12 protein-coding genes are annotated in these 14,955 nt (G+C 70.8%); 10 read left to right on the forward strand and 2 right to left on the reverse strand.

Features of this window, described 5'->3' with window-relative positions:
• Positions 1-27: 27 nt before the first annotated feature.
• A complete protein-coding gene (locus tag FJM51_RS12290) occupies positions 28-969 on the reverse strand; it encodes a hydrogen peroxide-inducible genes activator (RefSeq protein WP_140454444.1) in 942 nt (313 codons plus the stop codon).
• A 108-nt stretch (positions 970-1,077) separates the two neighbouring features.
• Between FJM51_RS12290 and katG the strand changes: the two genes are divergently transcribed.
• The 3 genes from katG (at position 1,078) to argE (ending at position 5,621) form a co-directional block, all read left to right on the forward strand.
• Positions 1,078-3,309: a catalase/peroxidase HPI gene (gene katG, locus FJM51_RS12295; protein WP_140454445.1), complete on the forward strand. Its 2,232-nt coding sequence runs from the start codon at positions 1,078-1,080 to the stop codon at positions 3,307-3,309.
• Between the two features lie 153 nt (positions 3,310-3,462).
• Positions 3,463-4,392, forward strand: coding sequence for a pseudouridine-5'-phosphate glycosidase (locus tag FJM51_RS12300; protein WP_267901411.1), 930 nt, complete (start codon positions 3,463-3,465; stop codon positions 4,390-4,392).
• Positions 4,393-4,475: 83 nt separating this feature from the next.
• Entirely contained in the window at positions 4,476-5,621 is a 1,146-nt protein-coding gene (gene argE / locus FJM51_RS12305) for an acetylornithine deacetylase (RefSeq protein WP_140454446.1), read from the forward strand.
• Between the two features lie 80 nt (positions 5,622-5,701).
• Here the strand turns inward: argE and FJM51_RS12310 are convergent, their stop codons facing one another.
• The gene (locus FJM51_RS12310) at positions 5,702-6,643 is read right to left on the reverse strand and encodes a LysR family transcriptional regulator (protein WP_140454447.1); all 942 of its coding nucleotides are present in this window, start codon (positions 6,641-6,643) and stop codon (positions 5,702-5,704) included.
• Positions 6,644-6,846: 203 nt separating this feature from the next.
• Here FJM51_RS12310 and FJM51_RS12315 point away from each other — a divergent pair, with 203 nt between their 5' ends.
• The 7 genes from FJM51_RS12315 (at position 6,847) to ftsA (ending at position 14,771) form a co-directional block, all read left to right on the forward strand.
• On the forward strand, positions 6,847-8,013 hold the full coding sequence (locus FJM51_RS12315) for a peptidoglycan glycosyltransferase FtsW (RefSeq protein WP_140454448.1): 1,167 nt from the start codon (positions 6,847-6,849) through the stop codon (positions 8,011-8,013).
• A gap of 76 nt (positions 8,014-8,089) precedes the next feature.
• Positions 8,090-9,172: a UDP-N-acetylglucosamine--N-acetylmuramyl-(pentapeptide) pyrophosphoryl-undecaprenol N-acetylglucosamine transferase gene (locus FJM51_RS12320; RefSeq protein WP_267901417.1), complete on the forward strand. Its 1,083-nt coding sequence runs from the start codon at positions 8,090-8,092 to the stop codon at positions 9,170-9,172.
• Positions 9,169-10,596, forward strand: a complete 1,428-nt coding sequence (gene murC / locus FJM51_RS12325; protein WP_140454449.1) for a UDP-N-acetylmuramate--L-alanine ligase — start codon at positions 9,169-9,171, stop codon at positions 10,594-10,596. The genes FJM51_RS12320 and murC overlap by 4 nt, the downstream gene beginning before the upstream one ends.
• Positions 10,597-10,650: 54 nt before the next feature.
• Positions 10,651-11,583: a UDP-N-acetylmuramate dehydrogenase gene (murB, locus tag FJM51_RS12330; RefSeq protein WP_140454450.1), complete on the forward strand. Its 933-nt coding sequence runs from the start codon at positions 10,651-10,653 to the stop codon at positions 11,581-11,583.
• A gap of 67 nt (positions 11,584-11,650) precedes the next feature.
• On the forward strand, positions 11,651-12,565 hold the full coding sequence (locus FJM51_RS12335) for a D-alanine--D-alanine ligase (RefSeq protein WP_140454451.1): 915 nt from the start codon (positions 11,651-11,653) through the stop codon (positions 12,563-12,565).
• Positions 12,553-13,440, forward strand: coding sequence for a cell division protein FtsQ/DivIB (locus FJM51_RS12340; protein WP_140454452.1), 888 nt, complete (start codon positions 12,553-12,555; stop codon positions 13,438-13,440). The genes FJM51_RS12335 and FJM51_RS12340 overlap by 13 nt, the downstream gene beginning before the upstream one ends.
• Positions 13,437-14,771: a cell division protein FtsA gene (ftsA, locus tag FJM51_RS12345; RefSeq protein WP_140454453.1), complete on the forward strand. Its 1,335-nt coding sequence runs from the start codon at positions 13,437-13,439 to the stop codon at positions 14,769-14,771. Before FJM51_RS12340 ends, ftsA begins: the two co-directional genes overlap by 4 nt.
• The last annotated feature ends 184 nt before the right edge of the window (positions 14,772-14,955 follow it).

Raw genomic sequence — 14,955 nt, forward strand, 5'->3', positions numbered from 1 at the left:
GAATGTCAGGGGGGAAACGGTTTGTGATCACGCCGCGATGCGCGGCGGCGACAGCGCCTCGGCATGGGCGATCTCCGCCCGGCCGGCGTCGGAGAGGAGTTGCGCGAGTTCGCTGAACCAGCCGTCGTCGGCCGAGCGGGCGCGGCGAACCAGGCCGATGGCGCGCCTGGGCTCCGGCGCCGAGAAGCGGCGCAGCGCCAGCCCCGGCGCCGCCGCCCGCTCGACGCGGAGCGCGAGTTCGGGGATCAGCGTCAGGCCGAATCCCTCCTCGACCAGCCGGCAGAGCGTCGAGAGGCTCGAGGCGCGCAGGTCGAGCCGCCCGGAATCGCGCGCCAGCGCGCAGGCGGCGAGCGCCTGGTCGGTGAGGCAATGCCCGTCCTCGAGCAGCAGCAGCCGGTCGGGGCGCATCTCCGCCGGGCTGACCGGCCGGGCGCCGAGCGCGGCGATCTGCGTCTCCGACCCGCCGAGCAGGAAGCGGTCCTCGAAGAGCGGCTCCTCGATCAGGTCGCGCGCCCCGATCGGCAGCGCCACGATCGCCGCGTCGAGCGCGCCGCCGCGCAATTCGTCGAGCAGTGCCTGGGTCTGACCCTCGCGCACGCCGAGATCGAGCGCGAGGTCGCGCCCGCGCAGGAGCGGCAGCGCGGCGGGCAGCAGGTAGGGCGCGACCGTCGGGATGATCCCGAGCCGGAGCCGCCCGCCGAGCCCGCCCCGCCAGCGCGAGATGCGCCGCAACTCGCCGAGTTCCTCCATGACGCGGCGGGCATGGATCAGCGCCTCGCGCCCCGCGGGCGTCGGCACCACCTCGCGCGGGCGCCGTTCGAAGAGCTCGACCCCGAGCGACGTCTCGAGCTCGCGGATCTGCACGGAGAGCGCGGGCTGGCTGACGTTGACCGAGGCGGCGGCGCGGCCGAACCCGCCTTCCTCGGCGAGGGCGACCATGTAACGGAGCTGGCGCAGCGTGATTTCCATAATTTTCTCTTATCGGAACGTGAAGGAAATACAACTTCCAACTATGGCGCCGAGGGCGTATCAACGCCGCAGCCATTGCACGACATCATGCCATGAAGGGGAGCGGATATGGACGCGGTCGTTGACGAGAAGGGCGGCGGTTGCCCGATGGGACACGGTCCGAGCATCGCCTCGAATTCGGCCATGCGGGGGAACCGCGACTGGTGGCCGAACCAGCTCAACCTGAGGATCCTGCACCAGAATTCGGCTTCGAGCCTCGCGCTGTCCAATCCGATGGGCAAGGATTTCGACTACGCCGCCGAATTCGCGAAGCTCGATTACGAGGCGCTGAAGGCCGATCTCACCGCGCTGATGACCGACAGCCAGGAGTGGTGGCCGGCGGATTTCGGCCATTACGGCGGGCTCTTCATCCGCATGGCCTGGCACTCGGCCGGCACCTATCGCACCGGGGACGGCCGGGGCGGCGCGGGCGGCGGGCAGCAGCGTTTCGCGCCGCTCAACTCCTGGCCCGACAACGTGAGCCTCGACAAGGCCCGGCGCCTGATCTGGCCGATCAAGCAGAAGTACGGCGACAGGATCTCCTGGGCCGATCTCATCGTGCTCGCGGGCAATGTCGCGCTCGAATCGATGGGCTTCAAGACCTTCGGCTTCGCCGGCGGCCGCGTCGACACCTGGGAGCCGGAGGAGGACATCTACTGGGGCGCCGAGGACGAATGGCTCGCCCCGAGCGGCAGCCGCGGCACCCGCTACTCGGGTGAGCGCGACCTCGAGAACCCGCTCGCCGCGGTGCAGATGGGCCTCATCTACGTCAACCCCGAGGGGCCGGACGGCAATCCCGATCCGCTGGCCTCGGCGAAGGACATCCGCGAGACCTTCGCCCGGATGGCGATGAACGACGAGGAGACCGTCGCGCTGATCGCGGGCGGCCACACCTTCGGCAAGACCCATGGCGCCGGCGACGCCGCGCTGGTCGGGCCGGAGCCGGAGGCGGCGCCGCTCGAGGAGATGGGGCTCGGCTGGACGAGCAAGCACGGCACCGGCGTCGGCCCCGACACGATCACGAGCGGACTCGAGGTCATCTGGACCTCGACGCCGACGAAGTGGAGCAACAACTTCTTCTGGAACCTGTTCGGCTACGACTGGGAACTGACGAAGAGCCCGGCCGGCGCGCATCAGTGGACGCCGAAGAACGGCGCGGGCGCGGGCACCATCCCCGATCCGTTCGACAAGACCAAGCGCCGCGCGCCGACGATGCTGACCTCCGACCTCGCGCTCCGCTTCGACCCGATCTACGAGCCGATCGCGCGCCGCTTCTTCGAGAACCCGGACGAGTTCGCGGATGCCTTCGCGCGCGCCTGGTTCAAGCTCACCCATCGCGACATGGGGCCGAAGTCGCGCTACCTCGGCCCGGAAGTGCCGGCGGAGGATCTGCTCTGGCAGGATCCGGTTCCGGCCGTCGACCACCCGCTGATCGACGCGGCCGATCAGGCGGCGCTGAAGGAGAAGATCCTCGCCTCCGGCCTCTCGGTCGGCGAACTCGTCTCCACCGCCTGGGCCTCGGCCTCGACCTTCCGCGGCTCGGACAAGCGCGGCGGCGCCAATGGCGCGCGCATCCGCCTTAGCCCCCAGAAGGACTGGGAGGCGAACGAGCCCGAGAAGCTCGCGAAGGTCCTCTCAGTGCTCGAGGGCATCAAGGCCGATTTCGACGCCGCCGGGGAGAAGAAGGTCTCGCTCGCCGATCTCGTCGTGCTCGCCGGCAACGCGGGCGTCGAGGCGGCGGCCAAGGCGGCCGGCACGCCGGTCGAGGTGCCCTTCGCGGCCGGCCGGACCGACGCGACACAGGAGCAGACCGATGTCGAGGCCTTCGCCGTGCTGGAGCCGATCGCGGACGGGTTCCGCAACTACCAGAAGAAGCGCTACAGCGTGACGGGCGAGGAACTGCTGGTCGACAAGGCCCAGCTTCTCGGCCTGACCGCGCCGGAGATGACGGTTCTGGTCGGCGGCCTGCGCGTGCTCGGCGCCAACGCGGGCGGGGCGACGCATGGGATCTTCACCGACCGGCCCGAGACGCTGACCACCGACTTCTTCGTCAACCTCTGCGACATGGCCACCAAGTGGGCGCCGGTCGACGCGGACGAGGAGGTCTTCGCCGGCCGCGACCGGAAGACGGGCGAGCCGAAATGGACCGCGACCCGCGTCGATCTCGTCTTCGGCTCGAACTCGCAGCTCCGCGCGCTCTCGGAGGTCTACGCGCAGGCCGACGCGCAGCCGAGGTTCGTGAAGGACTTCGTCGCCGCCTGGACCAAGGTGATGAACGCCGACCGGTTCGATCTCGCCTGATCGGAACAGGGTCTGATCCGAAAGGAGGGCGCCGGACGGAAACGTCCGGCGCCTTTCGCTTGCGCCCTTGCGCCCCGCCGGCCCGCCTGCGCTAGAAAGGCGTGACGACGCGAAGGAGGGAGAGGCGGTGAGGCTGAGTCGGGGAAGGGCGCGGTGAACCCGCCCGAAAGGATTCCGGTCGAGCGGAGCCTGGAGGTCGCCGAGGCGATGGCCGACGGCCGGCCCGTGGTCGCGCTCGAATCGACCATCATCACGCATGGCATGCCCTATCCGCGCAACGCGGAGACGGCGCGGGCGGTCGAGGCGGAGGTGCGCGCGGCCGGGGCGATCCCCGCGACGATCGCCGTGATCGGCGGCGAGTTGCGCGCGGGGCTGAGCGCGGAGGAGATCGACGAACTCGGCCGGGCCGAGGGCGTCTTCAAGGCGACGCGCCGCGACCTCGCGCCGGTGATCGCCGCGCGGGGGACGGCGGGCACCACGGTCGCGGCGACCATGGCGATCGCGGCGATGGCGGGAATACCGGTCTTCGCGACCGGCGGCATCGGCGGCGTCCATCGCGGCGCGGCCGAGACATTCGACATCTCCGCCGACCTGACCGAACTCGCGACCACCCCGGTGACCGTGGTCTGCGCCGGGGCGAAGTCGATCCTCGACATTCCGAAGACGCTGGAGGTGCTGGAAACGCGGGGCGTGCCGGTGCTCGGCTATCGCACCCATGCCTTCCCCGCCTTCTTCTGCCGCGACAGCGGCGAACGGCTCGATTTCTCCTGCGAGAGCCCGGAAGAGGTCGCGGCGGTGATCGCGACGCATCGCGCGCTCGGCTTCGGGAGCGGCATCCTCGTCGCAAATCCGATCCCCGAGGCCGACGCGCTCGATCCGCTGGCGATCGACGGCCGCGTCGCCGCCGCGCTCGCCGATGCCGAGGCGGCGGGCGTGTCGCGCAAGGAGGTCACGCCCTATCTGCTCGCCCGCGTCCTCGAACTGACCGGGGGGCGCAGTCTCGAGGCCAATATCGCGCTCGCGCGGAACAACGCCCGGCTCGCGGCGCGGATCGCCGGCGCGCTCGCGGCGCGCAACGGCTGAGACGGGCGCGCCCTGTGCCTCCGGTCCGGCTTGACCACCGGGCGGCGGGCGCGGCATCGAAGGGCTTTGAGAAGGAGCGCGCGATGGAAACGCTGGAGATCCTGGAACGGCTGATCGCCTTTCCGACCGTGAGCCGCGATCCGAACGCGCCGCTGATGGAGTATGTCGCCGATCTGCTGCGCGCCGGCGGGATCGAGCCGGTCCTGGTGCCGAACGCCGACGGCGCAAAGGCCAATCTCTTCGCGAGCGTCGGCGGATTCGAGGGCGGGGTGATGCTCTCGGGCCATACCGACGTGGTGCCGGTCGAGGGCCAGCACTGGACCCGGCCCCCTTTCGCGCTGACGCGGGACGGGGGACGGCTCTACGGGCGCGGGACCGCCGACATGAAGGGCTTCGTCGCGGCCTCGATCGCCGCGATGCTGCGCGCGGCGAAGATGGAGCTCGCCGCCCCGCTGCATCTCGCGCTCTCCTACGACGAGGAACTCGGCTGCCTCGGCGTGCATTCGCTGATCGACCTGATCGCCCGGGGGCCGGCGCGGCCGGCGATGTGCATCGTGGGCGAGCCGACCGAGCTTCGCGTCGCGACCGGCCACAAGGGCAAGACGGGGCTGCGCGCGACCTGCCGGGGCGTGGAGGCGCATTCGGCGCTCGCTCCGACCGGGCTGAACGCGCTCCATCTCGCCGCCGATCTGATGTCGGTGATCCGCGCCGAACAGGCGCGGGTGGCGGAGGAGGGAACGCGGGACGGCGATTACGACATCGCCTATTCCACGCTCCATGTCGGGCGGCTGAACGGCGGCGTCGCGCTCAACATCGTGCCGAACCTCGCGGTGATGGATTTCGAGCTGCGCAACCTCGCCGCCGACCGTCCCGACGAGGTGCTGGCGCCGATCCGCGCCGCGGCCGACCGGCTGACGGCCGAGGCGCGGGCGCGCTTTCCCGAGGCCGGGATCGAGATCGAGGTCTTCAACACCTATCCCGGGCTCGACACGCCGAAGACGGCGGAGGTCGTCCGCTTCGTCCAGTCGCTGACCGGGGCGAACGGAACGATCAAGGTCGCCTTCGGCACCGAGGGCGGGCTCTTCACCGAGAAGCTCGGCCTGCCGACGGTGGTGTGCGGCCCGGGCTCGATGGCGCAGGGGCACAAGCCCGACGAATTCGTGACCGAGGAGCAGATGGCGCGCTGCGACGCGATGCTGGCCGCGCTCGTCGAGCGCCTCGCGGCGTAGGGCGGACATCTGTCCGCCACGATCCCGCCCGCCGGCGCCTCCCCCCACCGCGCGAAGGATAAGGCGGACGGATGTCCGCCCTACGGAGGGTTTCCGCGGTCGTGCCACAGGCCCGGCACGCCCTCGGCGCGGACGAGGGCGCGGCAATGCTCGAGAAAGGCTTCGACCGTCGCGGTCCGGTGCGCCGCCCGCGACAGCGCGATCCCGAGGCTGAGCGGCGCGAGCCCCGCGAGCGGCACGAAGGCGAGCGGCTTGCCGTCGGGCGCCAGGTCGTGGCGCGCCCGGGCGGTCACCACCGTGTAGCCGAAGCCGTTCGCGACCATGGCCCGCGCCACCGACATGTCGCGCGTGCGCTCCGCGATCCGGGGGCGCAGGCCGAACCGGCCGAAGATCGACAGGAAATAGTCGCCGCTGTGCGGCAGGTCGAGCAGGACCATGCCATGGTCCACCAGATCCTCCGGCCGGAGCGCCTCGGCGCGGGCGAGCGGATCGTCGGGGGAGAGCATCACGAAGGGCGGCAGCTCGGCGAGCGGCTCGAAGACGATGTCCCCCGGCACGCCGAGATCGTAGGTGAGCCCGATGTCGAGATTCGCGACGCGCAGCCTTTCGATGATCTCGGCGTGGTTGAGCTCGTGCTGGCGCACCGCGACGCCCGCGTAGCGGTCCTCGAAGCGCCGGCGCAACTCGGGCAGGACGAGCTGCGCGAAGGTGACGAGGCAGCCGACCGCGAGCGGGCCGCGCACCGTGTCCGACAGGTCGTTGGCCATCGCGTGAAGCTCCTCCGCCGCCGTGATCACCCGGCGCGCCTGGGCGAGGAAGGCGCGGCCGGCGCCGGTCGGCGTCAGCCCGTGCGCGTGCTTGCGGATGAAGAGCGGCAGGCCGAACTCCGCCTCGACCTGCGCGATCGCGGTCGAGATCGAGGGCGCCGAGACATTGACACGCTCGGCCGCCTGGGTCACGCCGCCGGCCTCCCCGACGGCGAGCAGGTATTCGAGCTGGCGCAATGTGAACCGGAGCGGCATGGGCTGAAGAGGGCACGCCTATCGCCCCGGCGAGTCAAGAGGGCGCGGCCGGTCCGGACCCCGCCGGCCCCGCGGACAAGCGCCGGTTGAAATGCTGGCGCGTTCGCCAATTCGCCGCTAGACTGCCCCCAAACAGTCCGCGCCGGGAGCAACCCGGGTGGAACCGGCAGTGAAACAGGCATCAGGAACGAGGGCGGTTCCCCATGACCGACATGGTCTTCGGCGCGACTCCGGCGAAGCCGGGGGAAGCGATCATTCCCGAATGGTGGCGCACCGTCGATCGCTGGTCGCTCGCCGCGATCATCGCGCTCTTCCTGATCGGGCTGCTGCTCTGCCTCGCGGCCTCGCCGCCGCTCGCGGTCCGCAACGGGCTCGACCCGTTCTACTACTTCTGGCGCCAGCTCGGCTTCGGGATCGTGGCGCTGCTGACGCTCGTCACCGTGTCGATGGCCTCGCCGCTGCGCCTGCGGCGCTGGGGGGTCGTCGCCTTCCTGATTTCCTTCGTCGCGCTGGCCCTGCTGCCCTTCCTCGGCACCGATTTCGGCAAGGGCGCGATCCGCTGGTATTCGCTCCGGGTCATCTCGGTCCAGCCCGCGGAATTCCTGAAACCCTCCTTCGCGATCTGCGCGGCCTGGCTCATGGCCGCGAGCTACGACCTGAAGGGTCCGCCGGGCAAGGGGCTGAGCTTCGCCATCGCGGTGACGCTGACGGCGATGCTGGCGCTCCAGCCCGATTTCGGCCAGGCGGGGCTCATCATCGCCTCCTGGGCGCTCATGTATTTCGCGGCCGGCGCCCCGGTCGGGCTGCTCTCGGGGATCGGCGCGGGCGTGATCGGGGTCGGCTGGTTCGCCTACCACCATTCCGAGCACGTGGCGCGGCGCATCAACGGCTTCCTCTCGGAGGAGATCGATCCGCTGACCCAGATCGGCTATGCGACCAGCGCGATCCAGGAGGGCGGGATCTTCGGCGTCGGCGTCGGCAACGGCTCGGTCAAGTGGACGCTGCCCGACGCGCATACCGACTTCATCATCGCGGTCGCGGCGGAGGAATACGGGCTCATCCTCTGCGTCGTCATCATGGCGCTCTACGCGACCGTGGTCGCGCGGTCGCTGATGCGCCTCGTCGGCGAGCGCGACCCGTTCATCCGTCTCGCCGGGACCGGCCTCGCCTGCCAGTTCGGAATGCAGGCGATGATCAACATGGGCGTCGCCGTCCGGCTCCTGCCCGCGAAGGGCATGACGCTGCCGCTCATCTCCTATGGCGGTTCCTCGCTGATCGCCGCCTGCCTCGGCCTCGGCGCCCTGCTCGCGATGACGCGCGCGCGCCCGCGGCCCGACGAAATGGAAGACATCCTTGGTCCCGTCCACTGACATCGCCCCGACCGATCCCGCCTCCTTCGAGTCCGGGCCGAGCGCCGTTCCCACGCGGGGCAGGCCGCCGCTCCTCGTGATCGGCGCGGGCGGCACGGGAGGGCACATGTTTCCCGCCCAGGCGCTCGCCGAGGAGATGCTGGCGCGCGGCTGGCGCGTGCGGCTCGCGACCGACGCGCGCGGCGCGCGCTACGCCGGCGGCTTTCCGGAGGCGGTCGAACGCCGCGTGACCCGCGCCGGCACCTTCGCGCAGGGAAGCCTGATCGCCCGCGCCCTCGCGCCATTGGCGATCCTCGCCGGGACCGTCTCGAGCATCTTCTCGATGCTGCGCGACCGTCCGGCCTGCGTCGCGGGCTTCGGCGGCTACCCGGCGCTGCCCGCGATGATCGCGGCCTGGGCGCTCCGGCTGCCGCGGCTGATCCACGAGCAGAACGGCGTGCTCGGCCGCGTGAACCGGATCTTCGCGACGCGGGTGGACGTGGTCGCCTGCGGCACCTGGCCGACCGAACTGCCCGCCGGCACCCGCCACACGCATACCGGCAATCCGGTCCGGAGCGTCGTGCTCGAACGGGCCGGCGCGCCCTACGAGCCGCCGGGCGCGCATCCGATGGGCCTGGTCGTCATCGGCGGGAGCCAGGGCGCGGGCGTCTTCTCCCGAGTGATGCCCGAGGCGCTGATGCTGCTCGACCCCGCGCTCCGCGACCGGCTGCGCGTGAGCCAGCAGGTACGGCCCGAGGACATGGCGCGGATGCAGGACAGCTTCCGCGGCCTCAGGATCCGGGGCGACCTGCGCGGCTTCTTCGACGACGTGCCGAAGCGCCTCGCCGAGGCGACGCTCGTCATCAGCCGGGCGGGGGCGAGTTCGATCGCCGACATCACGGTGATCGGCCGCCCCTCGATCCTGATCCCCTATCCCGCGGCGATGGACGACCACCAGAGCGCGAATGCGAAGGGGCTGGTGGAGGCGGGGGGCGCCTTCGTGATCCAGGAGCGGGATTTGACTCCGGATCTGCTGGCCGGGCATATCACCGCGATTCTCGAGGATCCGGAGGGAGCGGAGGCGATGGCGGCGGCGGCGCTGGCACAGGGGATGCCGGACGCGGCCGAGCAACTCGCGGGGCTCGTCGAGCATCTCGCGCAACAAGGAGCAAGTGCATGAACGGACAGACCAGGCTCCCGCACGACATCGGTGCGATCCATTTCACCGGTATCGGCGGGATCGGCATGTCCGGCATCGCCGAGGTGCTGCTCAACCACGGCTTCACCGTGCAGGGCTCCGACCTCCGCGAAAGCCCGATCACCGAGCGGCTGCGCGCCAAGGGCGCGACGATCTTCATCGGCCAGAAGGCCGAGAACATCGAGAACGCCCAGGTCATGGTGATCTCCTCCGCGATCAAGCCCGGCAACCCCGAACTCGACGCGGCCCACGCGCGGCACCTGCCGGTGGTGCGGCGCGCCGAGATGCTGGCGGAGCTGATGCGGCTCAAATCCAATGTCGCGGTGGCGGGAACGCATGGCAAGACGACGACGACTTCGATGGTGGCGGCGCTGCTCGACGCGGGCGGGATCGATCCGACCGTGGTCAACGGCGGCGTCATCCACGCCTATGGCTCGAATGCCCGCATCGGCGCGGGCGACTGGATGGTGGTGGAGGCCGACGAGAGCGACGGCAGCTTCAACAAGCTCCCCGCCACCATCGCCGTCATCACCAACATCGACCCGGAGCATCTCGACCACTACGGTGATTTCGAGGCGCTGAAGGCGGGCTTCGACACCTTCGTCTCCAACATCCCGTTCTACGGGCTCGCGGTCTGCTGCATCGACCATCCCGAGGTGCAGGCGCTGGTCGGGCGGGTGTCGGACCGCAAGGTCACGACCTACGGCTTCAGCCCGCAGGCGGACGTGCAGGCGAAGAACCTCGTCTTCGAGAACGGCGGCGCGAGGTTCGACGTGGCGCTCAACGCCGAGGGGCAGGTGATCGAGGGCGTGAAGCTGCCCATGACCGGCGATCACAACGTGTCGAACGCGCTCGCCGCCATCGCGGTGGCGCGGCATCTGAAGATCTCCAAGGAGGCGATCCGCCAGGCCCTCGCCGGGTTCAAGGGCGTGAGCCGGCGCTTCACCAAGGTCGGCGTCGTGAACGGCGTGACGATCATCGACGACTACGGCCACCATCCGGTCGAGATCGCCGCCGTGCTGAAGGCGGCGCGGCAGGCGACGAAGGGTCGGGTGATCGCGGTGCACCAGCCGCACCGCTACAGCCGGCTGCGCGACCTCTTCACCCAGTTCTGCGCCTGTTTCAACGACGCCGACACGGTGGCGATCGCCGACATCTACGCCGCCGGCGAAACCCCGATCGACGGGATCAGCCGCGACACGCTGGTGGGCGGGCTGATCGCGCACGGCCACCGGCGCGCGCTGCCGCTCGCCGGCGAGGCGGCGCTCGCGGATTTCGTCAAGGCGGAATGCAGGCCGGGCGACATGCTGGTCTGCCTCGGCGCCGGCTCGATCAGCGCCTGGGCGAACGCGCTGCCGGGGCGGCTCGCGGAGAAGAACGGCGCCAAGGAACCGGTCGAGGCGTAGGGCGGACCTCGGTCCGCCATGATGGCCCCGAACGCGGACCGAAGTCCGCCCGCGATGAAGACGAGCGACACGATGACCCTGCCCCCCGTTCGCGGCGCGCTCACCCCGGGCAAGCCGATGGCCGATCTGACCTGGCTCCGCGTCGGCGGCCCGGCGGACTGGCTGTTCCAGCCGGCGGACGAGGCGGATCTCGCGGATTTCCTCGCCGCGCTTCCGGAGAGCGTGCCCGTCTTTCCGATGGGCGTGGGCTCCAACCTCATCGTGCGCGACGGCGGGATCGAAGGCGTGGTGATCCGCCTCGGCCGCGCCTTCGCCGGGATCCGCGTCGAGGGGGAGAGGGTGATCGCCGGCGCCGCGGAACTCGATTCGCGCGTCGCGCGCCGCGCGGTCGAAGCCGGGCTCGACCTCACCTTCCTGCGCACGATCCCGGGCTCGATCGGCGGCGCGGCGCGGATGAACGCCGGCTGCTACGGCGTCTATCTCGCGGATGTCTTCGAAAGCGCCCGGGCGATCGACCGGCGGGGGAGGGCGGTGACGCTCGGCCCGGCCGAGATGGGCTTCGCCTACCGCCACAGCGACCTGCCGCCGGACATGGTTGTCACCGAGGTGACGATGCGCGCGCCCCGGGCGGAACCCGAGGCCCTCGCCGCGCGGATGGCCGAGCAGGTGGCGCGGCGCGACGCAAGCCAGCCGACGCGGGAACGCTCCGCCGGTTCCACCTTCCGCAATCCGGCCGGATTCTCCTCCACCGGCCGCGCGGATGATTCTCACGATCTCAAGGCCTGGAAGCTGATCGACGACGCCGGAATGCGGGGCGCGGCGCTCGGGGGCGCGCGCATGTCGCCCCAGCATGCCAACTTTCTCCTGAATTCCGGGGGGGCCACGGCCGCGGACCTCGAGAATCTCGGCGAGATCGTGCGAAAAAAGGTTTTGGAAACAAGCGGAATCCGGCTAGAGTGGGAAATCATGCGGATCGGCCGAACATAAGGCTGAACGCGGCGACCCCATTCAAGGTTCCGAAGGACCGCGGGGCGCTTCTTGGAACGAGGCGGGCATGTCGAGCAGGACAGCAGCCCGTATCGCGGTCCTGATGGGTGGCCGGTCGGCCGAGCGCGAAGTGTCGCTCGTCTCCGGGCGCGCCTGCGCGGCCGCGTTGCGGGAGGAAGGATACGAAGTGATCGAGGTCGATGCCGGCCGCGATCTGGCATCCGTCCTGATCTCCGACAAACCCGACGCGGTGCTCAACGCGCTGCACGGACGGTGGGGCGAGGACGGCTGTGTGCAGGGTCTGCTCGAATGGCTGGGCATTCCCTATACGCATTCCGGCGTGCTCGCCTCCGCGCTGGCCATGGACAAGGCCCGCGCCAAGGATGTCTTCGCCGCGGCCGGTCTGCCCGTCGCGGCGGGACGCCTCTGCTGCAAGGCCGAGGTGCGCGGCTCCCATCCGATCGATCCGCCCTATGTCGTGAAGCCGGTCAACGAGGGATCCTCGGTCGGCGTCTATCTGGTGCGGGAGAATGCGAACGGCCCGGCCCAGGTCTCGGACGAGATGCCAGAGGTGCTGATGGTCGAGCAGTACATTCCGGGCCGGGAACTCACGACGACGGTGATGGGAGACCGGGCGCTCGGGGTGACGGACATCATCGCCGACGGCTGGTACGACTATCACGCGAAGTACTCGGCCGGCGGCTCGCGCCACGTGGTTCCGGCCGATATCCCCGATGAGATCACCGCGGCCTGCCTCGACTACGCGCTCCGCGCGCATCGCGCGCTCGGCTGCCGGGGCGTGAGCCGGACCGATTTCCGCTGGGACGAGTCCCGCGGTCTCGCCGGGCTCTACCTGCTCGAGACCAATACGCAGCCGGGCATGACGCCAACCTCGCTCGCGCCGGAACAGGCGGCGGTGCTCGGCATGTCCTTCGGGGCGCTGGTGCGCTGGATGGTGGAGGATGCCTCGTGCGGCCGCTGAGCGCCGAGCCGCGCCGGCCGCGCCGCGATCCGGCGCCGTCGCGGCTGCGCTACCGCATCGACCGGCTCTGGCTCCGGCCCTGGGTGCGCCGGACCGTGAACCTCGGCGTTCCGGGGCTCGCGCTGGTTCTGGCGTCCTGGACGCTCTTCGCGCAGTTCGATGCGCGGGACCGGGTGATCGCGGCCTACGAGACGCTGCGCGAGTCGGTGGTGCGCCGCCCGCAGTTCCAGATCACCTCGATCGAGGTGCCGGAGGCGAGTCCCGATCTCGCGGAGCAGATCCGGACCGCGGCCTTCGTCACCCTGCCGGCCAATTCGCTCGAGGTCGACGTGAACGCGGTCCGCGACCGGGTCGAGGCGCTCGGCGCGGTCGAGCGGGCGCGGGTGCGCGTGCTGACGAGCGGCGTGCTCGAGATCCGCGCGATCGAGCGGGTGCCGGCGGTGGTCTGGCGCTCCGACCGGGGGATCATGCTGCTCGACCAGGGCGGCGCGCGCGTGGCGGAGGTCGACAGCCGGCGCCGCCGCGTCGACCTGCCGCTGATCGCGGGCGCGGGCGCGGACGCGCATGTCGGCGAGGCGCTGGCGCTCGTCGCGGAGGCGGCGCCGGTGCGCGGGCGTCTGCGCGGGCTGGTCCGGATCGGCGAACGGCGCTGGGATCTGGTGCTCGACCGGGGTCAGGTGATCCGCCTGCCCGAGGCCGAGCCCGAGGCGGCGCTGAAACACGCGATGGCGCTCGAGACCGGGCAGAAGCTGCTCGAACGCGAAGTGACGACGCTCGACCTGCGCGATCCGCGCCGGCCGATGCTGGGACTGACCCCTTACGGGAAGGACGAACTGGCGCGGGTCCGCGCCGAGGCCGCGGGAGGAGACGCATGAGGCGCCAGCTATACGAAGTGCAACGGGCGATGCGCGCCCGTCGCGAGGCGGCGCTTCGACGCGGCGTCATCGCGGTGCTCGACATCGGGACGTCGAAGGTCGCCTGTCTCGTCCTCCAGTTCGTCCCGGACGAGGGCTCGGGCGCCCCGGCCGACCGGCCGACGCTGAGGCAGGGCGCCTTCCGGGTGATCGGCGCCGCCAACACCCGCTCCCGCGGCGTCGCCTTCGGCGAGGTCGCCTCGATGGAGGAATGCGAGCGCGCGATCCGCACCGCGATCCAGGGCGCGCAGAAGATGGCGAACCTGCGCGTCGACCATGTGATCGTCGGCTTCTCGGGCGGCCGTCCGCGCTCCTACGGGCTGAACGGCGAGACCGAGGTGCGCCACGGCGCGGTGGCCGAACACGACATCGGCCATGTGCTGGCCGCCTGCGAGGTGCCGGACCACGGCCATGATTTCGAGGCGATCCACGCGCTTCCGGTGAACTTCTGCCTGGACGGGCGCACCGGCCTCACCGATCCGCGCGGCCAGATCGGCCGCACGCTCGCCGTCGACATGCATCTGCTGACGATCAACAGCGCGGCGCTGCGCAACGTCATCCACTGCATCCGGCGCTGCGATCTCGAACTCGCGGGCGTCGCGGCCGGCGTCTATGCGAGCGGGCTCGCGGCGCTGATCGAGGACGAGCAGGAACTCGGCGCCGCCTGCGTCGACATCGGCGCCGGCACGACCGGCATCTCGATCTTCGTCCGCCGCCAGATGATCTACGCCGATTCCGTCCGGATGGGCGGCGCGCATGTCACCTCCGACATCGCACACGCGCTCCGGATCACGCCGCAGGAGGCGGAGCGGCTGAAGACCATGCACGGCGGCCTGGTCGCGACCGGGCTCGACGACCGCGAGATGATCGACCTGCCCTCCGCGCTCGGCGGCTGGGATCACGACCGCCGGCAGGTGAGCCGGTCTGAGCTCATCGGCGTAATGCGCCCGCGCGTCGAGGAAATCCTCGAGGAGGTGCGCGAGCGGCTCGACGCCGCTGGCTTCGAGTACCTGCCGGGCCAGCGCATCGTGCTGACCGGCGGCAGCGCGCAGATCCCGGGTTTCGAGATGATCGCCTCGCGCTTCCTCGGCCGGCAGTGCCGCGTCGGCAAGCCGCTGCGCGTCCGGGGCCTGCCCGGCTCGGCGACGGGGAGCGCCTTCGCGGGCGCCGTCGGCCTCGCGCTCCACGTCTCCCACCCGCAGGACGAGTGCTGGGATTTCGAGGTGCCGGCCGACCGGCAGGGGGCCCGCCGGGTCACCCGGGCACTGCGCTGGTTCAAGGAAAACTGGTGATTTTGTGCAACATCTGATACTTGTTAGTGCATCTTGCGGTAATCCCCAACATATTGGGGTTGACCTGTTGTTTTTGCGTGACCCTTGCGGGTTTTCTCGTTAGGGTTTCGAATCAAGAACAAGAATCCCGCGCGGGGGCGCGGGTGCGCGGTGGCAGGGGCAAACAGGACAGGCGGACCTCAAC

The organism is Amaricoccus solimangrovi, from assembly GCF_006385685.1.
Taxonomy (GTDB): domain Bacteria; phylum Pseudomonadota; class Alphaproteobacteria; order Rhodobacterales; family Rhodobacteraceae; genus Amaricoccus; species Amaricoccus solimangrovi.

Bases quoted from the DNA above. Each gene is read 5' to 3' on its own strand.
- FJM51_RS12290 (WP_140454444.1), bottom strand. From the start codon at position 969: ATGGAAATCACGCTGCGCCAGCTCCGTTACATGGTCGCCCTCGCCGAG.
- katG (WP_140454445.1), top strand. From the start codon at position 1,078: ATGGACGCGGTCGTTGACGAGAAGGGCGGCGGTTGCCCGATGGGACAC.
- argE (WP_140454446.1), top strand. From the start codon at position 4,476: ATGGAAACGCTGGAGATCCTGGAACGGCTGATCGCCTTTCCGACCGTG.
- FJM51_RS12310 (WP_140454447.1), bottom strand. From the start codon at position 6,643: ATGCCGCTCCGGTTCACATTGCGCCAGCTCGAATACCTGCTCGCCGTC.
- FJM51_RS12315 (WP_140454448.1), top strand. From the start codon at position 6,847: ATGACCGACATGGTCTTCGGCGCGACTCCGGCGAAGCCGGGGGAAGCG.
- murC (WP_140454449.1), top strand. From the start codon at position 9,169: ATGAACGGACAGACCAGGCTCCCGCACGACATCGGTGCGATCCATTTC.
- murB (WP_140454450.1), top strand. From the start codon at position 10,651: ATGAAGACGAGCGACACGATGACCCTGCCCCCCGTTCGCGGCGCGCTC.
- FJM51_RS12335 (WP_140454451.1), top strand. From the start codon at position 11,651: ATGTCGAGCAGGACAGCAGCCCGTATCGCGGTCCTGATGGGTGGCCGG.
- ftsA (WP_140454453.1), top strand. From the start codon at position 13,437: ATGAGGCGCCAGCTATACGAAGTGCAACGGGCGATGCGCGCCCGTCGC.